This window comes from Microbacterium radiodurans (assembly GCF_008710705.1).
GTDB classification, from domain to species: Bacteria; Actinomycetota; Actinomycetes; order Actinomycetales; family Microbacteriaceae; genus Microbacterium; species Microbacterium radiodurans.
In genome coordinates, this window is sequence record NZ_VYRZ01000001.1 from 1,183,065 (window position 1) to 1,206,638 (window position 23,574).

General features: G+C 70.5%; 28 protein-coding genes and 1 tRNA gene. 20 read left to right on the forward strand and 9 right to left on the reverse strand.

Annotated features, from left to right (window positions below; genetic code table 11):
- Nucleotides 1-38: 38 nt before the first annotated feature.
- Nucleotides 39-1,040: an SDR family NAD(P)-dependent oxidoreductase gene (locus tag F6B42_RS05490; protein ID WP_150418525.1), complete on the reverse strand. Its 1,002-nt coding sequence runs from the start codon at nt 1,038-1,040 to the stop codon at nt 39-41.
- A 97-nt stretch (nt 1,041-1,137) separates the two neighbouring features.
- Between F6B42_RS05490 and F6B42_RS05495 the strand changes: the two genes are divergently transcribed.
- From F6B42_RS05495 to F6B42_RS05500, 3 genes are all read left to right on the forward strand, one after another.
- Entirely contained in the window at nt 1,138-1,590 is a 453-nt protein-coding gene (locus F6B42_RS05495) for a MarR family winged helix-turn-helix transcriptional regulator (RefSeq protein WP_150418526.1), read from the forward strand.
- A gap of 118 nt (nt 1,591-1,708) precedes the next feature.
- A complete protein-coding gene (locus tag F6B42_RS14800) occupies nt 1,709-1,885 on the forward strand; it encodes a hypothetical protein (RefSeq protein ID WP_191089269.1) in 177 nt (58 codons plus the stop codon).
- 104 nt (nt 1,886-1,989) lie between these two features.
- Nucleotides 1,990-2,481 carry a pyridoxamine 5'-phosphate oxidase family protein gene (locus F6B42_RS05500; protein ID WP_150418527.1) on the forward strand — a complete coding sequence of 164 codons (492 nt, stop codon included), beginning with the start codon at nt 1,990-1,992 and terminating at the stop codon, nt 2,479-2,481.
- Between the two features lie 72 nt (nt 2,482-2,553).
- Here the strand turns inward: F6B42_RS05500 and F6B42_RS05505 are convergent, their stop codons facing one another.
- Together F6B42_RS05505 and F6B42_RS05510 are read right to left on the reverse strand one after the other, a co-directional pair.
- Entirely contained in the window at nt 2,554-3,390 is an 837-nt protein-coding gene (locus F6B42_RS05505; protein WP_150418528.1) for an alpha/beta fold hydrolase, read from the reverse strand.
- An 86-nt stretch (nt 3,391-3,476) separates the two neighbouring features.
- The gene (locus tag F6B42_RS05510; RefSeq protein ID WP_150418529.1) at nt 3,477-3,965 is read right to left on the reverse strand and encodes a MarR family winged helix-turn-helix transcriptional regulator; all 489 of its coding nucleotides are present in this window, start codon (nt 3,963-3,965) and stop codon (nt 3,477-3,479) included.
- A 116-nt stretch (nt 3,966-4,081) separates the two neighbouring features.
- Between F6B42_RS05510 and F6B42_RS05515 the strand changes: the two genes are divergently transcribed.
- The 3 genes from F6B42_RS05515 to F6B42_RS05525 are packed head-to-tail and all read left to right on the forward strand — an operon-like array spanning nt 4,082 to nt 5,063.
- Nucleotides 4,082-4,438, forward strand: coding sequence for a DUF7882 family protein (locus F6B42_RS05515; protein WP_150418530.1), 357 nt, complete (start codon nt 4,082-4,084; stop codon nt 4,436-4,438).
- On the forward strand, nt 4,435-4,791 hold the full coding sequence (locus F6B42_RS05520) for a peptide ABC transporter permease (protein WP_150418531.1): 357 nt from the start codon (nt 4,435-4,437) through the stop codon (nt 4,789-4,791). The genes F6B42_RS05515 and F6B42_RS05520 overlap by 4 nt, the downstream gene beginning before the upstream one ends.
- A 56-nt stretch (nt 4,792-4,847) precedes the next feature.
- A complete protein-coding gene (locus tag F6B42_RS05525; protein WP_150418532.1) occupies nt 4,848-5,063 on the forward strand; it encodes a hypothetical protein in 216 nt (71 codons plus the stop codon).
- A 93-nt stretch (nt 5,064-5,156) separates the two neighbouring features.
- Here F6B42_RS05525 and F6B42_RS05530 read toward each other — a convergent pair whose 3' ends face one another.
- Together F6B42_RS05530 and F6B42_RS05535 are read right to left on the reverse strand one after the other, a co-directional pair.
- Nucleotides 5,157-5,366, reverse strand: coding sequence for a hypothetical protein (locus F6B42_RS05530; protein WP_150418533.1), 210 nt, complete (start codon nt 5,364-5,366; stop codon nt 5,157-5,159).
- A gap of 100 nt (nt 5,367-5,466) precedes the next feature.
- Nucleotides 5,467-6,543 (reverse strand): peptidoglycan DD-metalloendopeptidase family protein, encoded by a 1,077-nt coding sequence (locus tag F6B42_RS05535; RefSeq protein WP_191089270.1) that lies wholly within the window; start codon nt 6,541-6,543, stop codon nt 5,467-5,469.
- Between the two features lie 137 nt (nt 6,544-6,680).
- Between F6B42_RS05535 and F6B42_RS14805 the strand changes: the two genes are divergently transcribed.
- Nucleotides 6,681-6,860 (forward strand): DUF2188 domain-containing protein, encoded by a 180-nt coding sequence (locus F6B42_RS14805; protein WP_191089271.1) that lies wholly within the window; start codon nt 6,681-6,683, stop codon nt 6,858-6,860.
- On the opposite strand, the gene F6B42_RS05545 is transcribed toward F6B42_RS14805, so the two are convergent.
- Complete coding sequence (locus F6B42_RS05545; RefSeq protein WP_150418536.1) at nt 6,835-7,479, reverse strand: TetR/AcrR family transcriptional regulator; 645 nt, start codon at nt 7,477-7,479, stop codon at nt 6,835-6,837. The two genes, F6B42_RS14805 and F6B42_RS05545, sit on opposite strands and share 26 nt — an antisense overlap.
- Nucleotides 7,480-7,881: 402 nt before the next feature.
- On the opposite strand from F6B42_RS05545, the gene F6B42_RS05550 reads away from it, so the two are divergent.
- The 3 genes from F6B42_RS05550 to F6B42_RS05560 all read left to right on the forward strand — a co-directional run bounded on the left by F6B42_RS05550 (nt 7,882) and on the right by F6B42_RS05560 (nt 10,892).
- Complete coding sequence (locus F6B42_RS05550) at nt 7,882-9,315, forward strand: hemolysin family protein (RefSeq protein WP_150418537.1); 1,434 nt, start codon at nt 7,882-7,884, stop codon at nt 9,313-9,315.
- A complete protein-coding gene (locus F6B42_RS05555) occupies nt 9,312-10,340 on the forward strand; it encodes a CNNM domain-containing protein (RefSeq protein ID WP_150418538.1) in 1,029 nt (342 codons plus the stop codon). Before F6B42_RS05550 ends, F6B42_RS05555 begins: the two co-directional genes overlap by 4 nt.
- A 135-nt stretch (nt 10,341-10,475) precedes the next feature.
- On the forward strand, nt 10,476-10,892 hold the full coding sequence (locus F6B42_RS05560) for a hypothetical protein (RefSeq protein WP_150418539.1): 417 nt from the start codon (nt 10,476-10,478) through the stop codon (nt 10,890-10,892).
- A gap of 48 nt (nt 10,893-10,940) precedes the next feature.
- Here the strand turns inward: F6B42_RS05560 and F6B42_RS05565 are convergent.
- Together F6B42_RS05565 and F6B42_RS05570 are read right to left on the reverse strand one after the other, a co-directional pair.
- Nucleotides 10,941-11,013: transfer RNA gene (locus tag F6B42_RS05565), tRNA-Arg, on the reverse strand.
- A 64-nt stretch (nt 11,014-11,077) separates the two neighbouring features.
- The gene (locus tag F6B42_RS05570) at nt 11,078-11,884 is read right to left on the reverse strand and encodes an SGNH/GDSL hydrolase family protein (protein WP_223878359.1); all 807 of its coding nucleotides are present in this window, start codon (nt 11,882-11,884) and stop codon (nt 11,078-11,080) included.
- 134 nt (nt 11,885-12,018) lie between these two features.
- On the opposite strand from F6B42_RS05570, the gene F6B42_RS05575 reads away from it, so the two are divergent.
- From F6B42_RS05575 to F6B42_RS05590, 4 genes are all read left to right on the forward strand, one after another.
- On the forward strand, nt 12,019-12,534 hold the full coding sequence (locus tag F6B42_RS05575; protein WP_150418541.1) for a septum formation family protein: 516 nt from the start codon (nt 12,019-12,021) through the stop codon (nt 12,532-12,534).
- Nucleotides 12,535-12,628: 94 nt separating this feature from the next.
- Entirely contained in the window at nt 12,629-13,450 is an 822-nt protein-coding gene (locus tag F6B42_RS05580; protein WP_150418542.1) for a transglutaminase-like domain-containing protein, read from the forward strand.
- A gap of 54 nt (nt 13,451-13,504) precedes the next feature.
- Entirely contained in the window at nt 13,505-15,172 is a 1,668-nt protein-coding gene (locus F6B42_RS05585) for an arginine--tRNA ligase (RefSeq protein ID WP_150418543.1), read from the forward strand.
- A gap of 5 nt (nt 15,173-15,177) precedes the next feature.
- Entirely contained in the window at nt 15,178-15,999 is an 822-nt protein-coding gene (locus tag F6B42_RS05590) for an LmeA family phospholipid-binding protein (RefSeq protein ID WP_150418544.1), read from the forward strand.
- Nucleotides 16,000-16,044: 45 nt separating this feature from the next.
- Here F6B42_RS05590 and F6B42_RS05595 read toward each other — a convergent pair whose 3' ends face one another.
- On the reverse strand, nt 16,045-16,557 hold the full coding sequence (locus F6B42_RS05595) for a hypothetical protein (RefSeq protein WP_150418545.1): 513 nt from the start codon (nt 16,555-16,557) through the stop codon (nt 16,045-16,047).
- A gap of 39 nt (nt 16,558-16,596) precedes the next feature.
- Here F6B42_RS05595 and F6B42_RS05600 point away from each other — a divergent pair, with 39 nt between their 5' ends.
- From F6B42_RS05600 to thrB, 6 genes are all read left to right on the forward strand, one after another.
- On the forward strand, nt 16,597-17,166 hold the full coding sequence (locus tag F6B42_RS05600) for a YdeI/OmpD-associated family protein (RefSeq protein ID WP_150418546.1): 570 nt from the start codon (nt 16,597-16,599) through the stop codon (nt 17,164-17,166).
- A gap of 110 nt (nt 17,167-17,276) precedes the next feature.
- Nucleotides 17,277-18,617 (forward strand): HNH endonuclease, encoded by a 1,341-nt coding sequence (locus tag F6B42_RS05605; RefSeq protein WP_150418547.1) that lies wholly within the window; start codon nt 17,277-17,279, stop codon nt 18,615-18,617.
- Nucleotides 18,618-18,783: 166 nt separating this feature from the next.
- A complete protein-coding gene (gene lysA, locus F6B42_RS05610; protein WP_150418548.1) occupies nt 18,784-20,193 on the forward strand; it encodes a diaminopimelate decarboxylase in 1,410 nt (469 codons plus the stop codon).
- Nucleotides 20,190-21,509: a homoserine dehydrogenase gene (locus F6B42_RS05615; protein ID WP_150418549.1), complete on the forward strand. Its 1,320-nt coding sequence runs from the start codon at nt 20,190-20,192 to the stop codon at nt 21,507-21,509. The genes lysA and F6B42_RS05615 overlap by 4 nt, the downstream gene beginning before the upstream one ends.
- 1 nt (nt 21,510) lies before the next feature.
- Nucleotides 21,511-22,596, forward strand: a complete 1,086-nt coding sequence (thrC, locus tag F6B42_RS05620) for a threonine synthase (protein WP_150418550.1) — start codon at nt 21,511-21,513, stop codon at nt 22,594-22,596.
- Nucleotides 22,593-23,522: a homoserine kinase gene (gene thrB, locus F6B42_RS05625; protein WP_150418551.1), complete on the forward strand. Its 930-nt coding sequence runs from the start codon at nt 22,593-22,595 to the stop codon at nt 23,520-23,522. Before thrC ends, thrB begins: the two co-directional genes overlap by 4 nt.
- The last annotated feature ends 52 nt before the right edge of the window (nt 23,523-23,574 follow it).

Sequence of the window (23,574 nt, forward strand, 5' to 3'; positions counted from 1 at the left end):
TCTGGTCGCCGGGGCCTCGTCGTCGTGTCCGGCGCGGGTTACTGCACCGACCAGCCGCCGTCGGAGGCGAGGACGGCGCCGTTGATGTTGACGGCGTCGTCGGAGAGCAGGAAGGTGATGGATGCCGCGAGCTCCTCGGCTGTGGCCACCGTCGGAATCTGGGCCTGGAACGGCCGCAGGCGCGCCGAGCCTGCCTCGGACACGTTCGGCGGGAACGGGATGCCGGTGGCGACGCCCCCCGGCGCGACGGCGTTGACGCGGATGCCGTGCGGCCCGTACATGAAGGCCGCCGACCGGGTGAGCCCCACCACCGCGTGCTTCGAAGCGGTGTAGGCGTTGCCCGACGCGTTCCCGCGCAGCGCCGCCTCGCTGGCGACGTTGACGACGGCGCCGCGGCCGGCGGCGATCATCGTCGGCAGAACCGCCCGGGTCAGCTTGAACGCTCCGGTGAGGTTGACGCCGATGACCCGGTCCCACATCTCGTCCGTGGTCTCGTGCAGCGGCGAGAAGTCGTCGTTGATCCCGGCGACGTTGGCGAGAGCGTCGATGCGCGCACCGGCGGCTGCGACGATCGCGTCGACCGATTCCTGGCGAGTGATGTCGCCCGCGACAGTCGTCACGTCGGCCTCGCCGAGCGAGGCGGCGAGCTCGCCGAGCCGCTCCGCGGATATGTCGACCGCGATGACTCTGCCGCCTTCGCGCGCGACGCGTGACGCGGTGGCGCGTCCGATGCCCGAGGCGGCGCCTGTCACGACGACGGTCCTGCCGGCGAAGCGTCCGGGCACGATGCGCTCCTGCCACCCGCCGGGCTCCGTCTCCTCCGGCGCGACTCCGCCGTTCGCCTGCAGCACCAGGTCGTCGACCACTGCCTGGGGCATCTTCCCCTGGCTGAGCGCGACGAGCTGCTGCAACGGGAGCCCGCGCACCGGCGCGAGCGTGTCGACTCCGACTCCCGCCTGTGCGAGCAGCTGACCGATGAGCGGCCCACCGGCGGGGTCGTCTATCCAGTCGCCGATGGGGGAGGAGGCGGTGAGGGCCATGTCGATTCCTTTCCTGCGTCCGTCGTCGGACGCGAACATTAGCCTCAGGCTAAGCGATTCCGCCGGTGCGCGGCATCCTTTCGATTAGCGTGTGACCGTGACGGATGCGGCGACCACGGCGGCTCGGGAGCGCATCGAAGCGCTGACCCTGGCGATCTCGGTGCGCTCGCTCCCACGCATGGTCGGTTCGCTCCTCGAGACGAACCTGACCATCACGCAGCTGAAGACGCTCACGGCGATCGTCGTCGCCGAGTCGGCGACCGCGAGCGCGCTCGCCGAGCAGTTCGCGGTGTCGCTTCCGACGATGTCGAAGCTCATCGACCGATTGGTCGAGCAAGGGCTCGTGGAGCGGGTCACCGATCTCGACGATCAGCGCGTGCGACGCGTGCGACCCACGCCGCTCGGGCGCGAGGTCTTCGGTCAGGTCGTCGGTCCGCGGCCGGCTCTCGGCGTCGATGTGCTGGCGGGACTGGATCTCGAGGAGCTCGTGGCTCTCGAGGTGGGGATGCGAGCCGTCAACCGCGAGCTCCAGCGTCTCGCCGCGCGCTGACCCCGGCGGCCGACGTTCTGTCAACACCCTCGGTGATGGACCGGCGCGTGCGTAGCGTCGCTGTCTCGACAGGACGTTCGCGCATCCGCGGCCGTCCGCGCGACGAAGGAGCGCACGCATGACGACCTCGGAAGACGATCGATACGACGACCGCGAAGACGAGCCGGGGGATCAGCCCGATTCCGGTCGTGAGGCGGCGGGAACGCACGGTGCGGTCGATCGCGAGGATCCGCCCGGGCCCGACACGACGACGGATGCGGACGGCGACCCGCTCGACAACCCGTCCGGAGGGTGATCTCCCGCCGGCCGACCGGTGACCCACCGAGCCCCGCGGTGTCAAGACGACGCGCGGCGACGCCGTGCGGTGCGAGGGTGGAGCACCCCGACGAAGGAGAGACGATGACCGAGGCATCGCACGACGACGACCCCCGCACGACCCTGACCGAGTTGCTGCCGGATTTCCGCTTCGCCATGGTCACGACGACCGACGGCGACGGCAAGCTCACGTCGCGTCCGCTGACGGTGCAGGAGGCCGAGTTCGACGGAGACCTGTGGTTCATCGTCGGGCGCGGCAGTTCGGTCGTCGAGCACGTCCGGAGCCGCCCGGGAGTCGGCGTGTCGCTCAGCACCAACGACGCTTGGGTGTCGCTCGCCGGCGACGCCGAGGTCGTGGACGACCTCGGCCGGCTTCGCGACTTCTGGTCGAACGCGGTCGACGCGTGGTTCCCCAAGGGTCCGGAGGACCCCGAGGTCACGCTCCTGAAGGTCGGTGCGGTGTCGGGCCAGTACTGGAGCAGTGCGGGCGGCCGGATCGCGACGCTCGTCGGGCTGGTGAAGTCGAAGCTGACCGGTGAGCCGTACGAGGGATCGAGCGGCAAGACGGAACTCTGAGCTCGCCGATCCTCGACGTGAGCACGAACGGGGCGCCCCTTGAGAGGGCGCCCCGTTCGCTGTGCGCGGTGCCTACTTCGCGAGGAAATCCAGTAGCGCCGCGTTGAACTCGTCGGCGTGGCTGACGTTGAGCCCGTGAGGCGCATCCGTCACGACCACGAGCTCGCTGCCGGCGATCGCCTCGTGCGTGCGCTTGCCCGAGCCTTCGAACGGCACGGTCGCGTCGCCGTCGCCGTGGATGATCAGGGCGGGAACCGTGATCGCCGGCAGATCCTCACGGAAGTCCGTCGTGCCGAAGGCCTCCATCGACTTGAGCGCCGCGTGGTGATCCGCCTGGCGCGTCAGTGCGAGGGCCTCCTGCCGCTGCTCCTCGGTCACCTTGAGGACGCCGTCGACCGAGAAGAAGTCGGTGACGAAGCCGTCGTAGAACGACGGCTCGTCAGACTTCAGGCCGTTCTCCATGCTGTCGGCGGCCTCCTGGGTCAGCGGTCCGTCGGGGTTGTCAGCCGTGTGGGCCAGGTAGGGCGGAACAGCCGCGGCGAAGACGACGCTGCGGACTCGCTCCTGTCCGTGATTGGCGATGTAGCGAGCCACCTCGCCCCCGCCCATCGAGAAGCCGACGAGCGTCACGTCGCGCAGGTCCAGCGTGTCGAGGACTGCCGCGAGATCCTTCGCGAAGGTGTTGTAGTCGTACCCCGACCGCGGCTTGTCGCTCTGTCCGAATCCCCGGCGATCGTAGGCGACGACGCGATAGCCGGCCGCGGTGAGTGCAGGGATCTGCTCCGACCAGGATGCGCCCGACAGAGGCCAGCCGTGGATGAGCACGACCGGCCGGCCCGAGCCGCCGGTGTCGTGGACGTGCAACTCGATGTCGTTGAAGAGGCCCTTCTGGGCGGTGATGTCAGTCATGCCGCCATGATCGTCGCGCACCGGGGTGTTCATCGAGCTGTTGACGGTTCACTCGTCCGCGACTAAGCGCGATCCGGTAATTCGAGTCAGCGCTGCAAGGATGCAGCGGGCGCCACGGAGTCGACGGCCTCCTGCATCCGGGTGAGGAAGTCGATGACGGCGGCGGTGGCTTCGGGTGTCGTGTTGGCGGCCACGTCGTGCATCCGGTCGTGCATGGCGGCGAGCGTGGCGCGCACCTCCTCGTCGGCGCGCTCAGTGGGTTCGAGATACACGCTGCGGCGGTCGCTGGGGTGGGGGACCCGCCGCAGGTAGCCGGAGCTCTCGAGGCGGTCGAGCAGACTCGTCGTGCTCGCCGTCGAGATCCCGAGGTATTTGGCGACGTCGCCGGGTTTCACCTGCAGACCACGGCGCTGCGCGCGCAGGAGCTGACGCACGACGAGAAGCTCGTTCTCGCCCATCGACATCGACTCGCGCGTGCGTCGACGCATCGCCGCCTCGGCAGCCTGATACAGACGCAGCGCCTCGAGGGCGCTCGTCGTGCGCTGGCGCTCGTCGTCGTAGAAGAACCCGGTCATGTGAACCTCCCGATCACTCGATCGTGGCTTTAGCTTAACATATGTCTAACTTGACGAGATACTTGTACACCTAGTAGCGTTCAGGACAAGTCATCCACCACCTGTGAGGAGCCACCATGGGACAGCTGTTCTACGGCAACGCGATCGCCCCCATCGAGATGCCCGACCGGCTCCTCGCGCACATCAAGGTGCTGGCTGCGACGAAACTGCGCCGGTCCGAGAGTTTCACGCTGACGCTGAAGCACGCGCCCGGTCGGGGAGGGCGCGAGACCCTCTGGCTGCAGCCGTCGATCCCGCTGCGGTTCGTCTTCGCGAGCGCCGAGAACGAGAAGCTGGACTCCAATCTCCTCACCGAGATGGCACGGGCTGCGAGCTCGTCCGCCGGCCTGAGCGTCGACATCGACGCAGACGAGGCCATGGAGTCGGCAGGCATCCGCGCCGGTGAGCGGCGGGAACTGGCGGCCGCAGCATGAGCACGATCGCCGAAGCGCGCCCGACCGAGACGGTCCGGGCGCTGAGCGCCCGCCGCATCACGTGGTCGACCGTCGCGCCCGGCTTCTATGTCGCCTCGACAGACGGCGAATTCATCGGTTCGGTCGACACGTCGCCGGACGGCCACTTCATTGCGATGGACGGCCAGTCGACCCCGATCGGCCGATACGGCACGCTCAAGGATGCGCAGCAGTCGCTGCTCACGACGACCGCTCCGGGGAATGTCGCGCGGCGCCGGCGTACACGACGCCACCTGCGCATGACGGCGACGGCGTCGGGCGCCGTGGCCGGAGCCCTCGCGCTGACAGCGGGAGCACTCGCACCGTTCATCTGATGACCGACGACGCTGCTGATCGATCGATCCGCAGCCAGGGTGAGAAGGAGGAAGAGATGTCCGACAACGGTACGCATCGCGACACGGATGACAACGCCTACGAGGGTCCGGACGTCGAGGTCCCGACGAGCGAAGCGGATGCCGACGGCACCCGCGAGCCCGGCGGCCTCGGATCCGATGGGACGATCCCCGCCGACCCGGACGGCGTTGCCGCCGGCCACACCGGGACGGCGTCGACGTTCGAGCCCGAAGAGGACGAACAGGCTCGATGACGTGCGGCATCCGGGCCGGCGCGGGTTCCGGAGCCGCTCACCTGAAGAAGAAGCCCGACGCCTCGGCGTCGGGCTTCTTCTCCGTTCTGGATGTCAGGCGCCGAGCTTCTTCGACGCGCGATGAGCGGCCGAATCGACGACCTTGCGAGCCCGCTTGCGCGCCTTCCGGAGCGACGGGTCGTCCCAGAGGTGCTTCGCGGCGTGACTGATGTCGCGGTAGCGGGCGCGGCCCGCCTTCGCGCCGGCGACATAGGCGCCGACGCCGACAACGGCGAGGAGCAGGACGGTCGTGGGCTTGGGCATGGGGTCTCCCTCGTAACGGTGACCGCCCACGCTACGTATCCGCCCGGATGGCGGCACGCCCTTGACAATCACCCCGCCGGCAGGGGGTTCGCACGCTCGATCATGCGGGGACGCTGAACGTGGCGCCTTCGTAGCTCCACACGTTCGGCCAGCGGGCGATCACCCCGTCGCGCTCATCTGCGCTCGCCGTGTAGAAGTGCTTGCGCGCACCGGCGCTCCAGAACCGGTGGACGGGGCGCGCGCCCGAAACCGCGGTGTTCGCGGGGTAGACGTGGAAGGCGGGACCCTCGTAGCGCCAGATTCCGGGCCAGCGTGCGATGACGGCGTCGCGTTCACCGCCGTCGGCCGTGTAGAAGTGGCCGTTGTACTGGTCGCTCCAGAACCGGAACAGCGGCACGCTGCCCTCGATCGGCGCCGCGAAGGCCCGGTACGCCTCGCCCTCGTACGACCAGATGTCCGGCCAACGGCTCGAGACGGCATCCCGCTCGCTCGCGCTCGCCGTGTAGAAGTGGCCCTGATAGCGCGAACTCCAGAATCGGTAGACGGGCGTGGTGCCGGGCGTGCCACTGCCGACGAGCGGTGCGGTCTCCACCAGCCACGCGGGATTCCACACCGTCCCGGTCCGATGAGGTCCGGAGAAGATGGCCAGGTGCAGGTGCGCGTTGGCGATCGTCCGTGGCCGCACGTCTCCCGTGTTGCCGGTGCGTCCCAGGGGCGAGAAGCGGAGCACGCGCTGTCCGACCGTGACGGCGGTGCTGCCGCGCTCGAGGTGGAGGTACTCCGAGCGGACTCCCGCGGCGTGCTGAACGACGACGAAGACGCCGCGGCTGACATCACCGTCGTCGCCGACGGCGGTGACGGTGCCGTCGGCCACCGCGAGCACGGACGTGCCCACACGAGGGCTCGCGTAGTAGTCGGCGCCGATGTGGCCGCTGTAGGTCGCGCCGGGGTAGCCGTCGACACCGGAGCCGCGGTCGCCCCGGGTGGTGAAGGGGTATCCCCAGACGATCGGCAGCGCCGCGTGTTCGGCGGGGGTCGCGACCCGGTAGGTCAGGGCTCGAGCGGGCGCTGCGCCGGCGAGGACGACCGCGCCGGCGGCCACCGACCCGATGAGGAGGGATCGCCGCGAGACCACCGGACGTTCTCCCCGGCGCGGGCTCTCCTCGTTCACGGACACGACAGTGAACCTAACAGGATGCTGCGCCGATGCGGAGTGCCCGCCGAGGTTCGGAGCGAGCCGTCGCGCAACCCCGTCGCCGGAACCCGGGCGGGGGAGTAGGCAGTGAGCGGCACCGGAGGGAAGGAGACGGCGAGATGCCGAAGGGCGATGTCGAGACATTCTGCGACGACGGCGTGTGGCGCAACCGGATCGTGGGCGGCGGAACGTTCGTCGAGCGTTTCGCGCGCCGCTCCGACGCGCTCGCGGCAGCGCGGGAGATCGCGCGCGAACGTCGCGTCGCGCACTCGGTCAGGACGCAGGATCCGCCGAGCTGACGCCGGGGGCGGCCTCCGCCACCAGCCGGGCCGCATCGTGCAGGCCGAGAGCCGCCAGCGCGGACGCCGTGGTCTGGTGCACGAGGGTGTCGCCGACGGGGCTTCCCAGCGGCAGAAGGACCCGGGCCAGCACCGGACCGAGGAGGACGTCGCAGACGTACTCCTCGTCGACGGCGGCTCCGCTCAGTTCGCCTCGTTCGATCGCTCGTGCGATGGCGACGGTCACCTGTCCTCGTCGTGGCGCGATGAACTCGGCGCCGTATCGGGGGAGCAGGTCCGGATGCGCGCGGGCGGCTTCCAGCATCCCGACGATGCTGTTGCGCATGACCGGATGCGCGAGCATCTCGATCTCTTCGTGCTGCATCGCGAGGAAGTCTCCGGCGATGGTGCCCGTGTCGAACGCCTGACCGGCGCCGAAGCGCGTCTTGAGCACCTCGAGGGCGAGGTGGGCGACGCTCGGGAATCGCCGGTAGAAGGTCGGGCGGGTGGTTCCGACCTCGGAGACGAGGCCGTCGACGGTGAGCGCGGAGAATCCACGCTCGGACATCGTTCGCTCAGCGGCGACGATCAGGGCATCGGTGATGCCAGCGGTGGGCGGGCGCCCCACTCTGTTCGGCATTCGGCAACTGTAACAACCGAGTCTGCCGGGGACGGCGCATCAGGATGGCGAGGCGGGGCGCCAGGTCGAACGTCGGCGTCGGCCGCGTCGCGCGGCGCCGGATCGCCGGAATCGCGCGATCGTGGCGCCGACGACCGCGATGAAGCCCCCCAGGATCACCTGCAGCACCGCATCCTCCATCCCGGTCGTCGGCCGTGCGGCACCCCCATGCCGCAGGGCAACATTACAGGGATGCACGTAATCGCGTGTGAGTCCGGGACGATCTCCCACCCGGAAGCGGCTATTGTGTGACTGCCCACCCGTGCCCTATCGAGAAAGAACACCCGTGAGCAGTCGCCGCGCCTCCACCGACCAGGAGGGTCGATCTTCGTACCCCCTCGTATCGAGAGGGGGTGAATTCGAATGATCGAAGCAGTCCTCACACTGCTGCTGGGAATCCTGCTGACGCTGGCGATCATCGCCGCCTGCGGATTCTTCGTCGCGCAGGAGTTCGCGTACATGTCCGTCGATCGCTCGCGCATGACCGCGCGAGCCGAGAAGGGCGATGCCCAGGCCAAGCGCGTGCTCGCGATCACCAAGCGCACGTCGTTCATGCTGTCGGGTGCTCAACTCGGCATCACCGTCACCGGCCTGCTCATCGGCTACGTCGCCGAGCCGCTGATCGGCGAGTCGATCGGCACGCTGCTCGGCGGCGTCGGCATCGACCCCGCTGTCTCGGTCGTGATCGGAACCGTCGGAGCCCTGCTTCTCGCCACCGTCGTCACCATGATCTTCGGCGAGCTGTATCCGAAGAACCTCGCGATCGCGAGCCCCGAGCCGCTCGCCCGTGCGCTGGCCGTGCCGACGCGCATCTACCTGCTCCTCTTCGGCTGGCTGATCACCGTCTTCGACGTCGCCGCCAACGCGCTGCTGCGCCTCGTGCGCATCGAGCCGCTCGAGGATGTCGACGAGAGTGCGACCGCGCGTGATCTCGAGGCGATCATCGAGGAGTCCCGCGTCAGCGGCGACCTGCCCGACGATCTGTCGATGATCATCGACCGCATCCTCGACTTCCCGCAGCGTGACGTCGAGCACGCGATGGTGCCGCGCTCGCGCGTGGATTCGATCGCCGCCACGACGACGATCGGCGAGGTCCGCACGCTGATGGCGACCGGCCACACCCGCTACCCCGTCATCGGTGAGGAGGACGACCCGGTCGGCGTCGTCGAGCTCATCGATCTCCTCCGCGGCGACTACGCCGACGAGGCGCCGGTGTCGACGGTCATGCGCGAGGCCGTCGTGCTTCCGACGACGATGCAGCTGCCCGTCGCGCTCGACCGCATGCGGCAGACCCGCAACGAGCTCGCGTGCGTCGTGGACGAGTACGGCAACTTCGACGGCATCCTCACCATCGAGGATCTGACCGAAGAGGTCATCGGAGAGATCTCCGACGAGCACGATCTGGAGGTCATCGAAGTCGTGACCGTCGGAGAGGACCACTGGTCGCTCCCCGGCGACGTCCACCTCGACGAGGTCGAGCGTCTCATCGGGCACGATCTGCCCCGCGACGACGCCGAGACGATCGCGGGTCTCGTCATCAGTGCGTTCGGAGACCTGCCGCCCGAGGGTGCGACCGTGCGCATCGATCTGCCCGAGCGTGCCGGTGAGACGGTGCAGGGGCTCCGCATCGAGCGCTGGCTCGACGTCGAGGTCGTCGAGATCGCCCGCCTGGTGCCGTCGCGACTCGTCATCCGCCTGCACGAGCTCGACCACGACGAGCAGGATGCCGACGAGAACGGCAACGAGGACGAGTCCGCCACCGAAGCGGCCGCCGCGAACGAGGAGGTGGCCCGATGAACGGGTGGATGGTCGCGATCGTCACGACGATCCTCATCATCGCGAGCGCGTTCTTCGTCATCGTCGAGTTCTCGCTGCTCGCCGCGCGTCGCCACCGGCTCGAAGCCGAGGCCGACCGCAGCGCCTCGGCGCGTGCCGCCCTCCGCGGCGTGAACGAGCTGACCGTGATGCTGGCCTTCGCGCAGCTCGGCATCACCGCGTGCACCTTCCTGCTGGGCGCCGTGACGAAGCCGGCGATCGACTACGCCCTGTCGCCCGTCTTCGAGCAGTGGGGGCTGCCGTACGTCCTGGCCGACATCATCGCGTTCATGCTCGCGCTGATCGTCGTCACCTTCCTCCACCTCGTCATCGGCGAGATGGCGCCGAAGTCGTGGGCGATCGCGCATCCCGAGACGGCGGCGAAGGCCACCGGCATCCTGGCGCGCGGTCTCACCTGGCCGCTGCGTCCCTTCCTGCTGTGGATCAACCACATCGCGAACCGGCTCGTGAAGGCGTCCGGCGTCGAGCCCGTGGAGAAGGCCGCCGCGGGTGGTCAGGACGCCGACACCATCCGCGAGATCGTGGCGCACTCGAAAGCCGTCGGCACGCTCGAGGAGCAGTACTCCGAGCCGATCGCGCGAGCGATCGCCCTCGGCACGCTGACCGTCGGCGACATCGTCCGCACCGACCGGGTGCCGACGTCGGTTCCGGCGTCGGCGACGGTGGCGGACGTCCAGGCCGTCGCGGCGTCGTCGAGCCACCTGCGCATCCTGGTGGGGTCGGGGGCGACGAGTCGTGTCGCCCACGTCCGCGACACGCTCGCGGTCGACCCGGCCACGCCCGCCGCCCAGATCGCCCGTGATGCGCTCGTGGTCGCCCCGGACGCGTCGGCCTACGACGCTCTGGCGCGCATGCGCCGCGGGCATGTCCAGCTCGCGACCGTCGTCGAGGGCGATCGCCTGCTCGGCGTCGTCACGCTGGACGATCTGCTGCGCGAGGTGCTGCCCGGCGCCGCCGAGGCGGAAGAGCAGGTCGTCGTCAGCTGAGTCGACCCACCGAGCGCGGGGTGGTGCGGACGGTCGCACCACCCCGCGCTGCGTCGGGTCCGGCATCCCCGCGTCGTCTCCCGCGCGCTGCCGACCGCAGGTGACAGGGGCTGTCGCGATCGGCAGACTGTCGGGATGACCCTTCGTCGCCGGTCCCTTCTTCCGATCGCTCTCGCGGGCGCCATCGTCGGCCTCGCCGGCTGCGCGTCAGCCGACGCTGAGTTCGCCGTCCTCGACAGCGAAGCCGGGCCGGAGGACATCCTGCCCAGCGCATTCGAGGAGCCGCGTGAGAGCGCGACGGTCGACGACGAGACCATCCGGTTCGTCGGGGAGAACGGCGACACATCTCTGTGGATCGCCCGATCGACGGAATCGGATTCCGGCATGTGCCTGCTCGTGCATCCGGGCGGCGGTGACGCGTTCATCGGATGCGGCGACGCGACCGGTGTGACGGTCAGCGACGGCGAGGAGACGTACGCTCTGGTCGCCGACGGCGCCTCGGCGCCCGGCGACAGCACGCAGATCTCGGAGAACGTCTACGCGCTCGGATGAGCGGCGCTCGCACGCGCACCTGACGGTCGGATCGACCGGATGATGATGTGCCCCCGACTGGAATCGAACCAGCGACCTTTGGTACCGGAAACCAACGCTCTATCCCCTGAGCTACGGAGGCGTACCGATCGAGCGTACCACCCGGTCCGACCCGGTCCCGACCGCTGCCGCGTGGCGCACCGGGCTCAGCGGCCGAGGGGATCGGCGGCGACGTCGGCGGCGACGACCGGGGGAGCGGTGATCGCCGAGACGGCGTCCGCAAGGCGCTGGGCGAGGTAGCGATGCCCGCCGGTCGACGGGTGGTCTCGCCCGATCTCGCTCGTGTCGATCACGTCGAGGTAGTTCCCCGGCGTGATCCAGTCGTCCGCGATCGGCGAGATGTACCACCAGCCGCGAACGCCGGCGCGCTCGCGCAGGTCGCGATCGATGCGCGCGGTCTCGGCCTCGACCGGGAGCACCTGCGGCGCGGGACCGAGGACGACGATCTGCGCCCCGGGATAGATGCGGGCGAGGTCGTCCCACGCGGCATCCACCGCCTCCGCGTAGCCGGAGGCGCCCTGCTTGCGATCGTTGATCGATCCCTGGACGATCACGAGATCGGGGGCGACCGCGGGGTCGAGCGCGGCGATCCGGTCGCCGAACGAGGGGCCGTCGATGCCGGGCTTGAGATAGCCGCTGCCGCGGACGCCGTCGACGACCGTGGTCCAGCCGGCCTCCTCGGCGATGACGTACGCATAGCCGAGCGCGGGATCGGATGCCGCCGAGCCGTAGGTCCAGGAGTCGCCGAAGATCAGGACGGTCGGGTTCTGCGGGAGCACGAGGGATGCCGGCGCGGTCACGGCGTCGTCGCCCGCGGCGACGGGAGCCGCCGGCTCGACCGGGGAGGCCCACGGTCGCCACGCGACGGCAGCCACCACGGCGATCGCGGCGACGGCGACGGCGGCGACCGCCCACGACGTCCGCCGGCGGGAAGGAGTCGGTCGCGCGCGCACACGCCGAGCGTATGCCAGGAATCGCGGGATCGGAACGGCCGATTGTCAAGAGGTTGCGGTGCGTATGGCGAAGGGTTCGGTGGGTGCCCATCCCGCGTTCACAGCGAGCACTCAGGAATCGATAGGGTCGTGCCGTGCTCAGAATCACCCCATCGCGTTCCGTCCGTCTCGTCGCCACCTCCGTCGCGGCCGTCGCCGCCGGAGTCCTCCTCCTGAGCGGATGCTCGCTGCCCGTCCCCGGGCAGGCTCCCGTGCGAGACGAGTCCGGAGCCATCACCGAATCGAACGATCGCACCGACGTCTTCGCGCTGCGCGTCGGCGACTGCCTGCTCGACGCGGGTTCCGCCACCGAGGTCACCGACACCCCGACGGTGCCGTGCGGCGAGCCGCACGACTACGAGGTGTTCCACTCCGCCGACCTCTCGGGCGACGAGTTCCCCGGCGCCGAGGCCGTCGGGGCCGAAGCCGACCAGATCTGCTACGACGCCTTCACGCCGTTCGTCGGCACCGCCTACGAGGAGTCGGTGCTGGAGTTCGACTACTACATGCCGACCGAGGGCAGCTGGGAGGCCGGCGACCGTGAGATCCTCTGCCTCGTCTACGACACGCAGGCTCAGGTGACGGGCGGGCTCGCGGGCGTCGCTCGCTGACCGCTCGGGCGGACCTCGCGCCTCGGGAGACGCCCACGGCGGCCGGATCGCCGTGGGCGCGCCCGCCCCGTCCGCCGCGTGCGAGGATTACCCGGTGCCGCGCCTGCTGACCGCTGAACTCGACCTCCAGATGAGCGGTCCCGTCGACGTGATCCTGCAGATCGCCGCTGCGCGCAGGCTGCCCGTCGCCGAAGAGCGGCTGACCTTCTCGGTGGGTGACGCCGAGCTCGAGGCGACGGAGATCGAGGATGCGGCGGGCAACCGCATCCATCGTCTCGTCGGCGTCCCGGGCACGGTCGCCGTCCGCTACCGCGCGGTCGTCCCCGACGCCGCGCCCAGCCTCGTTCGTGCCGATCCGCCCTCGGCGGGGCTCGACGCCATCACCTACCTCCGGCCGAGCCGCTATGCGCAGTCCGACGAGGTCTTCGCCCACGCGCGCCGGCAGTTCCGCGGTCTCAGCGGAGCCGACCTCATCACCGCCGTGGGCGACTACGTGTCGGCGAGCACGAGCTACAGCCCGGGCCTCAGCCTCGGCACCGACTCGGCCGTGACCACGCTCGCGAGCGGCCACGGGGTCTGCCGGGACTACGCTCACCTCGTCATCGCCCTGCTGCGCGCCCTCGACGTGCCGGCGCGCTACGCCGCCTGCTATGCGCCGGGCCTGCGGCCCATGGACTTCCACGCCGTCGCCGAGGCGTACCTGGACGGATGCTGGTATGCGATCGACGCGACGCGACTGGCGAACCGGCGCGGGCTCGTCCGCATCGCCACCGGACGCGACGCGGCCGACTGCGCCTTCCTCAGCTACTACGGCGGTAACATCGCCCTCACCCACCTTCGCGTGGACGCCGCGTCCGACGGGCCGTCGTTCGACCCCGCCGCGGATGATTCCGCCGAGCTCATCTCGATCGCCTGAGAGCCCCCGTCGCCGTCTCGCGGGGCGAGGCGGCGACCGTAGACTTGTCGGGCTATGAATCCCGACGCCCTCGCCGAAGCCCTGCTGTCCGTCGCCGCCCCGCTCCTCGAGGCGCGACGCCCCGGTGCGGGCGAGGGCCTCACCGCCGCCGACTTCGTGTTCGAGCGGCCGAAGAACCGCGACCACGGCGACTGGGCGTCCAACGCCGCGCTGAAGCTCAGCAAGGCAGCCGGAACCAACCCGCGGGAGCTGGCCGCCGAGATCGCCGCCGCACTCGCCGAGACGCCGGGCGTGGCATCCGTCGACGTCGCCGGTCCCGGGTTCATCAACATCCGACTGGATGCCGCGGCCGCTGGCGCGCTCGCGCGTGAGATCGTCGAGGCGGGCCCGGAGTTCGGCCGCAACGACAGCCAGCTCGGCAACAGCATCAACCTCGAGTTCGTCAGCGCGAACCCCACCGGCCCCATGCACATCGGTCACACCCGGTGGGCCGCGCTCGGCGACGCGATCGCGCGCCTTCTGCTGGCGAGCGGGGCTGAGCTCGTGCGCGAGTTCTACATCAACGACGCGGGCGCGCAGATGCAGCGGTTCGGCCGGTCGGTGCTCGCGAGCGCGAAGGGCGAGCCCACCCCCGAGGACGGCTACCCCGGCGCCTACATCGACGACCTCGCGCAGCGGGTGCTCGCGGCCCGGCCCGATCTGCTCGATCTGTCTCAGGACGAGCAGGAGCAGGTCTCGCTCGACCTCGGCTACGAGCTCCAGATGGCCGATCTGAAGGATTCGCTCGAGAAGTTCAACGTCCACTTCGACGTCTTCTTCAGCGAGCGGCTGCTGCACGCCACCCCGGCCGACGGCGGACCGAGCCTCGTCGACCAGGCCGTCGACCGGCTGCGGGTGCAGGGCCACGTGTTCGACCTCGACGACGCCGTGTGGGTGCGCACGACCGACTTCGGCGACGACAAGGACCGCGTCATCCGCCGCTCCAACGGCGAGTACACATACTTCGCGGCGGACGCGGCGTACTACCTGAACAAGGGCGACCGCGGCTTCGCGCACAAGATCTACCTGCTGGGCGCCGATCATCACGGGTACGTCCATCGGCTGAAGGCGCTCGCGGGTGCCGCCGGCGACGATCCCGAGAAGGACATCGAAGTGCTCATCGGGCAGCTCGTGTCGGTCAACGGCGCACGTCTCTCGAAGCGCGCGGGCAACATCATCGAGCTCGACGACCTGCGCGAGTGGCTCGGCACCGACGCGCTCCGCTACTCGCTCGCCCGTTACCCCGCCGATTCGCCGCTCACGCTCGACCCCGAGGTCCTGCAGAAGCGCACGAACGACAACCCGGTCTTCTACGTCCAGTACGCCCACGCGCGCACGCACAACGTCGCCCGCAACGCGGCCGACTCGGGCGTCGCGCGCGATGCCTTCGCGCCCGAGCTGCTCGACCACGAGACGGAGTCGGCGCTGCTGGGCGCGCTGCAGGAGTTCCCGCGCGTCGTCGCGTTCGCGGCCGAGCTGCGCGAGCCGCACCGCGTCGCCCGCTATCTCGAGGAGCTCGCGAGCCTCTACCACCGCTGGTACGACAACTGCCGCGTCACGCCGCTCGGCGACGAGGAGGTCACCGACCTGCACCGCACGCGGCTGTGGTTGAACGACGCGACGGGTCAGGTGCTGCGAAACGGACTCGACCTCCTCGGGGTCAGCGCGCCCGAGCGGATGTGACGGACGTGAGCGGTCAGACGCAGCCGACGCTTCCGCTTCCGGAGGCCGCGTCGCCCGCGTCCTCGCCGAGGCGGCGCCGCGGCTGGATCGGCTGGCTGATCGCGATCGTGATCGTCGTCGGCCTCGCGATCGTGGCGTGGTTCGTCGCCGAGCACATCACCCGCGACATCCTGACCCGCACGGTGCGCGAGCAGGTCATCACGCAGCTCGCCCTGCCCGAGGACCAGCAGGTCGACGTCGGATTCGACGAGCCCGTGCTGCCCCAGGTCATCGGCGGCCGCCTCGATCGCCTCGACGTGTCGAGCGACGCGGTTCCGCTCGGCGACGTGGTCGCCGACGTGTCGGTGCGGGCGCGGGACGTGCCGATCCGCGTGGATGCCGGTGACATCGGCTCGGCCGAGGCGACCATCACATTCGGCGAGGATCAGCTGCAGACGCTGCTCGCCCAGGTCGAGGGCGTGCCCGAGGCGGGGCTGACGCTCGTGCCGCCGGACGTGCGGGTGGAGGCGGACCTCTCGCTGTTCGCCCTGACCGTTCCGCTCGGCATCGATCTCACGCCGAGCGCCGTCGACGGCGACATCGTCCTCACGCCTGCGGTCGTCCGGATCGGGGGAGCGGAGCTGACGACGGAGGGGCTGCGCGACCGGTTCGGCTCGGCGGCGGATGCCGTGCTCCGCGACTATCCGATCTGCATCCGCGATCGGCTTCCCGCCGGACTGACTGTGCGCGAGGTCCGCGTCGAGCGAGCCGCCCTGGTGGCCGAGGTCGACGTAGACGGTGCGATCATCCGCGATCCGGCCCTGCAGGCGAACGGCACCTGCGCCTGAGCGGTCGCGCCGCTCGCGTACGCCCCTGCGCCGGCGGCGGACCGCTCAGTGGCCGTGCGCGAGCAGCAGTGCGATCGCGACGGCTGCGACCAGCGCGAGCAGCAGCGTGGATGCCACGAGCCGCTGCCCGAGGCTGAGTCCCGAGCGCGCGCTCGCCAGCAGCACGATCCCCACGAGGACGAAGGCGTCGATGCCCATGCCGATGAGGAGGGCGGCGTTCAGCGTGAGAACGCCGGACAGTGCCAGCAGCAGCGCCAGGAGGGGGAGCGACGCCGTGCCGAGAGCGACCGCGGCCGTGCGCCCCATGACGGCCAGCTCGCGACCGCGCGGAAAGGCGCGGTGCCCGATCTGATGGGCGATGACCTCCGCGACGAAGCCGGCGGCCGCGATCGCGAAGATGCCGACCGCGAGCGCGAAGATCGACTCGCCCGCCGTCACGTGCTCGGCGGTGTAGAGCCCGGCCAGGATCGCGAGCCCGGTGACCGTGGCGTAGATGCGCTCCTTGAGCGCGCCGATCCGCTCGTCGAGCCCGGCTCGATGCGTTCCGTCGTTGCCCATGGCGACCTCCTGCGCCAGGCTACAAGCGAGGAGTCGCAGATGACCGAAGCATCACCGACGCCGCTGATCGTCGCCGACCGCGCCGCGTGGCGCGCCTGGCTCGATGTGAACGAGCACGTCTCCGACGGTGTGCAGCTCGTCCTGGCCAAGAAGGGCGTCACCGATCCGACCTCGCTCACATATGCGGAGGCGCTCGACGAAGCGCTCTGCAGCGGCTGGATCGACGGTCGGCGCAATGCCCGCGACGCATCGACCTTCCTGCAGATGTACACGCCGCGCCGTGCCCGCTCGATCTGGTCGCGGCGCAACGTCGAGATCGTCGCGGCGCTGATCGACGCGAGGCGGATGCGCCCGCGCGGGCACGCCGAGATCGAGCGGGCACGAGCCGACGGTCGCTGGGAACGCGCCTACGCCGGGCCGGCGACCGCGCAGGTCCCGGACGATCTGGCGGCAGCGCTCGCCCTCTCGCCGACGGCCGGGCAGCGGTTCGCGGCGCTCGGTTCGGCCGAGCGATACTCGCTGCTGCATCCGATCCTCACCGCAGCGTCGCCCGCGACGCGCAGAGCCCGCGTCGAGCGGGCCCTTGCGCGGCTCGGTGCGCGTGAGTGAAGAGCGACGCCCCTGATCAGGTCCCGCACGGACCATGTCGTCGGTGAGTTGTCCACAGATCGAGGTTATGTTCTCATGTCGCGTCGGTGCCGGATGGCACGATGTAGTACATGGGGACGAACCGATCGAGCAGCGACGAGGAGTCGTGGGCGCGCATCCGCGCCGAACTCGACGGCGCTGTGGAGGTGTTGCGGGCTCGGGATGCCGCGGAGATCGCGCACCTGCGCAAACTCGCCGTCCTCGGCCGTGAAGCCCTGTCGATGTCCCGCCGGAACGGACTGCTCGGCCGCGAGACGGACATGCAGCTCCGGGCGGTGGCGGCGGAGTTCGCGGCGATCGCGCGGTGCGGGGACCGGCGGGTGCAGAACGAGATCGGCCGGGCGCTGGAGATCGTCGATGCGAACCCGCTCGTCCTGGTCGCGTGGGAGGACGGCCGGCTGACGGCCAAGCATGTCGACGATGTGGTGAAGCTGGGTCGGAACATCCCCGACGAGAACCACGACGAGTGGCAGGAAGCCGCGATCGCCGTCGCGGAACGCGATGTCCCGGCGCGGGTGCATCCGGCGTTGGAGTCGTTGGCGCAGCATTTCACGGCCCGGACGTTCACGGAACGTCACAAAGCCGCTGTGGCCGACCGGGGTGTGTACCTGCGGGACCTCGGCGACGGGATGTCCGAGCTCACCCTGCGCGGGGCGACCACCCTGCTGCTCGCGATCGATGACCGGCTCAACCAGATGGCCGTGTCGACGATCGACGCCGCGAAGGAAGCAGCCGCCGAAGCGCGGGCCGCAGGTGATGAACACGAGCCCGACACCCGCACCCGCCAGCAGGTTCGGGCGGACGTGCTGTGCGATCTCGGCCTCACCGGCGGACCCGCAATAGACCCCACGCACGGTGTCGATGGGAAGACCTCGCTCGGCGCGATCCGCGCCCGGGTGCAGCTCGTTGTGACGGCCGACACCCTCTCCGGCAAGGACGACCGTGCCGCGGAGCTCGTCGGCGCCGGACTCATCGACGCCGACACCGCCCGGACCCTCGCCGGAGACGCCACCCTGTGGGACCGGGTCTCCCTCGACGCGACCACCAAGACCGTGACGCACGTGGACCAGTACCGACCACCCGCGGCACTGCGGAGGATGCTGCAAGCCCGTGACCGGCACTGCCGGTGGCCGGGATGCCACCTGCCCGCGATCCGCTGCGAACTCGACCATTCCATCGACCACGCCCTCGGCGGGCCGACGTGCGAGTCGAACCTGTGCAGCCTGTGCCAACGGCACCACTCGATGAAGCAGTTCGCCGACTGGCTCGTGGTCCAGCTCGGTGGCGGGGTGATCCAGTGGACGTCCCCGACGGGACGGGGCTACCGGGAGGATCTCCCGGTCCCGTCGGTGTGCTTCACCCCCGAGTTCGTCGCGGACCGGCCGCCACCCGAACCCCCGCCACCCTTCTGACATCCCACCCCGCCCGAGGGTCGTGCGAGCGCAGTGAGAAGAAGATCGCAGCGAGGTCGCCGGACGTCACGCGGACGAGGCCGGTGCAGGGTGTGTCCTAGACTGGCGGCACCGTCGCGGCCCCGTCTGCCGGACGGTCGAAACGCTCTTCCCGATTGGTGCTCCCGTGTCCGCGTCCGACGTCCGCCCCGCCGTGCCGGAATGGCTCCTCGTCCCCGACGATGCGAATGCGCTCGTCGAGGCCGTGTGGCCGCCCGAAGCCGCTCGCGGCGACGACGGAGTGCTGACCATCGGCGGCGCCCCGGTCACCGACCTCGCGCAGCGGTTCGGCACTCCGCTCTACGTCTTCGACCAGGATGCCGTCATGGCGCAGGCCCGCCGGGTGCGCGCCGCGTTCGACGCCGCCGCCGAGCGCCATGGCACGACCGCGCGCGTCTATTACGCGAGCAAGGCCTTCTTGAGCACCGAGGTCGTCCGCTGGGTCACCGCGGAAGGACTCGCGGTCGACGTCGCGACGGGCGGGGAGCTCGCCGTCGCCCTCGCCGCCGGTGCCGACCCCGCGCGGATCGGCCTCCACGGCAACAACAAGTCGCGCGTCGAGCTCGCTCGCGCCGTCGAGCTCGGCGTCGGCTCCGTGATCGTCGACAGCCTCGTCGAGATCGACCGCCTCGCCGAGATCGCCGCGGAGCGCGGCGCCGTCCAGCCCGTGCTGGTCCGCGTCAACAGCGGCGTCCACGCCGAGACCCATGACTTCCTCGCGACGGCGCACGAAGATCAGAAGTTCGGATTCGCTCTGACCGACGCCGACGCGGTGGTCGCCCGCATCCGCGAACTGCCGTCGTTGCGCTTCCTGGGTCTGCACTGCCACATCGGCTCGCAGATCTTCGGCACCGCGGGCTTCGCCGAGTCCGCCTCGCGACTCGTCGAGGTCCACGCGCGCCTGCTGACCGGCGGTGACGTCCCCGTCCTGAACCTCGGCGGAGGCTTCGGCATCGCCTACACGAGCGTCGACGACCCCACCGACATCGAGGACCTCGCCGACGGTATCGTCGACGCCGTCGCTCGCGAGTGCGCCGAGCGCGGCATCCCGCTCCCGATCCTCGCATTCGAGCCCGGTCGCGCGATCGTCGGCCGAGCGGGCATCACGCTCTACGAGGTCGGCACGACCAAAGCGGTGCGGGTCGCCGACGATCTGACGCGGCTGTACGTCAGCGTCGACGGCGGCATGAGCGACAACGCGCGTCCGGCGCTCTACGGTGCCGCGTACTCGGCGCGCATCGCGAGCCGCACGAGTGCCGAGCCGGCCGCCCTGACGCGCGTCGTCGGCCGCCACTGCGAGTCGGGCGACATCGTCGTCGACGCCGAGTACCTGCCCGGCGACGTCGCCCCGGGCGACCTGCTGGCCGTGCCGGCGACCGGCGCATACTGCTTCTCGCTCGCGAGCAACTACAACTACGTCCCCCGCCCGCCCGTCGTCGCGGTCTCGAACGGCCTCGCCCGGGTGATCGTGCGCGGCGAGACGATCGACGATCTGCTCGCGCGCGACGCGGGCATCCTCACCGAAGGAGCCGAATGACGGACTACCGCCGCCTGCGCGTGGCCCTGCTCGGAGCCGGCGCCGTCGGCTCGCAGGTCGCCGCGCTGCTGCTCAAGCACGGAGACGAGCTCGCCGATCGGGCCGGAGCCGCCCTCGACCTCGTCGGCATCTCGGTGCGCGACCTCGATGCGCGGCGCGACGTCGACCTGCCGCGCGAGCTGCTGACGACCGACCCGGAGCCGCTGCTCGTCGGGGCCGACATCGTCATCGAACTCATGGGCGGCATCGAGCCGGCGCGGACCAGCATCCTGCAGGCGATCGGCGCCGGAGCCGACATCGTGACGGCGAACAAGGCCCTCCTCGCCACTCACGGGCCGGAGCTCTTCGAGGCGGCCGACCAGGTGGGCGCGTCGATCTACTACGAAGCCGCCGCCGCCGGTGCGATCCCCATCATCCGACCGCTGCGCGATTCGCTCGCCGGCGACCGCGTCCAGCGCATCATGGGCATCGTCAACGGCACGACGAACTACATCCTCGACCGCATGGACCGCGAGGGCTCCGATTTCGCCGACGTGCTCGCCGACGCGCAGGCGCTGGGATACGCCGAGTCCGACCCGACCGCCGATGTCGAGGGCTACGACGCGGCGCAGAAGGCGGCCATCCTCGCCTCGCTCGCTTTCCACACCGCCGTGCCGCTGAGCGCGGTGCACCGCGAGGGCATCACGCGGATCGACGCCGACATGATGGATGCCGCCCGCAAGGCCGGCTACGTCATCAAGCTGCTCGCGGTGTGCGAGCGCCTCGCCGATGCCGAGGTCTCGCCGTCGGGCGAGTCGATCTCGGTGCGGGTGTACCCCGCGCTCGTTCCGCGCGAGCATCCGCTGGCGAGCGTCCACGGCGCCAACAACGCCGTGTTCGTGCAGGCCGAGGCCGCGGGCGACCTCATGTTCTACGGAGCCGGCGCCGGCGGCGTGCAGACCGCATCCGCCGTTCTGGGCGATGTCGTCTCGGCCGCGCGCCGACACATCGCCGGCGGGGTCGGAGTGGGGGAGTCGACGCGCGCGAATCTCCCGGTCGTGCCGATCGGGCACGTCGTGACCCGCTACCAGATCACGCTCGAGGTCGAGGATCGCCCCGGCGTTCTCGCGGCCGTCGCGGGCGTCCTCAGCGACGGGCGCGTGTCGATCGCGACGCTCGAACAGACCATCGTCACCGGAGACGACGCGCAGACGGCGCGCCTGGTGATCGGAACCCACACGGCACGCGAGCAGGACCTCAGCGACACCGTCGACGCACTCGGTGCGAGCGGCGTGGTCCAGCGGGTCGTCTCGGTGCTGCGGGTGGAAGGAGACTGACATGGCACATGTTTGGCAGGGAGTCCTGCGCGAGTTCGCCGACCGGCTGGACGTCACCGACGCGTCGACCGTCGTGAGCCTGGGCGAGGGCGGCACGCCGCTCGTGCACGCCCGCGAGCTCTCGCGCATCACCGGTGCCGACGTCTGGGTGAAGTTCGAAGGGATGAACCCGACGGGCTCGTTCAAGGACCGTGGCATGACGGTCGCTCTCTCGCGCGCCGTCGAGCACGGTGCGAAGGCCGTGATCTGCGCATCGACCGGCAACACCTCCGCCTCGGCCGCGGCCTACGCGGCGCATGCCGGGATCACCGCGGCGGTCCTCGTTCCCGAGGGCAAGATCGCGATGGGCAAGCTGAGCCAGGCCGTCGCGCACGGCGGCACGCTGATCCAGATCCGCGGCAACTTCGACGACTGCCTCGAGATCGCGCGCGAGCTCGCCGACAACTACCCGGTGCACCTGGTGAACTCGGTCAACCCCGACCGCATCGACGGTCAGAAGACCGCCGCGTACGAGGTCGTGTCGCAGCTCGGCGACGCGCCGGACTTCCACTTCATCCCGGTGGGCAACGCGGGCAACTACACCGCCTACTCGCGCGGCTACCGCGAGGAGTCCGCTCGCGGCGCCTCGACCCGCGTTCCGCGGATGTTCGGCTTCCAGGCGGCCGGTTCGGCGCCTCTCGTCCGCGGCGAGGTCGTGAAGAACCCCGACACGATCGCCACGGCGATCCGCATCGGCAATCCGGCCTCGTGGGACCTCGCCCTCGAGGCGCGCGACGCGACCGACGGCTGGTTCGGCGCGATCGACGACGACCGCATCCTCGCGGCGCAGAAGCTGCTCGCGAGCACTGCCGGCGTCTTCGTCGAGCCCGCCTCCGCGATCTCGGTGGCCGGCCTGCTCGATCGTGCCGAGGCCGGCGTCGTGCCCGCGGGCGCGAAGGTCGTGCTGACCGTCACCGGTCACGGCCTCAAGGATCCGCAGTGGGCGCTGCGCAACCCCGACGGGACCGACGCCGAGCCCATCGTCGTCGACGCCACCACGAGCGAGGTCGCCTCCGTCCTCGAGCTCGCACCGCAGGCGTCGGCGTGACCCGATCGGTCGCGGTTCGGGTGCCGGCGACGAGCGCCAACCTCGGCCCCGGTTTCGACACCCTCGGTCTCGCGCTGAGCGTGTACGACGAGCTGATCGTGACCCAGCTCGACCGGCCCGGCCTCGAGATCGCCGTCTCGGGCGAAGGCGCGGACGATGTGCCGACGGATGCGTCGCACCTGGTGGTGCGCGCGATGGCGTACGCGTACGAGGCGTTCGGCCGGACGCTTCCCGGCATCCGTCTCGAGGCGGTGAACGCGATCCCGCACGGCCGGGGCCTGGGCTCGTCCGGTGCGGCCGTCGTCGCGGGGCTGCTCGCCGCCAAGGGCCTTCTCGCGGGCGAGGTCGAGATCGGCGAGGACGCCCTGCTGCGCCTCGCGACCGAGCTCGAAGGCCACCCCGACAACGTCGCGCCCGCGCTGTTCGGCGGATTGACGATCGCGTGGGTCGACGAGCGCGGCCCGCAGCACAAGAAGCTCCTCGTGCACCGCGGTGTCGCGCCCCTCGTGTTCGTTCCCGAGTTCACGATGTCGACGTCGGTCGCCCGCGGACTCGCTCCGCTGCAGGTCACGCGCGAGGATGCCGTCTTCAACCTCTCGCGCTCGGCGCTGCTGATCGCGGCGCTCACGCAGAGCCCCGACCTCCTGCTCGCGGCCACCGAGGACAAGCTGCACCAGTCGTACCGGGCTCAGGCGATGCTCGAGACCGATCGGCTCGTCCGTGCGCTGCGCGCGGAAGGTTTCGCGGCCGTCGTCTCGGGTGCGGGACCCAGTGTGCTCGTGCTCGCCGACGGTCCCGGACGCCGCCTCCTCGCGGCCGAGATCGCCGCTGATATCACGGAAACGCCGTGGGACGCACGCATGCTCGCCGTCGATGTGCGGGGTGGTATGGTGAGGGACCATACGGAGGGTTCCACGTCACCGTGATCTGAGCCTCCGTCGCAATTCTGCGAATCACCGCGAACACACCTGATCCACG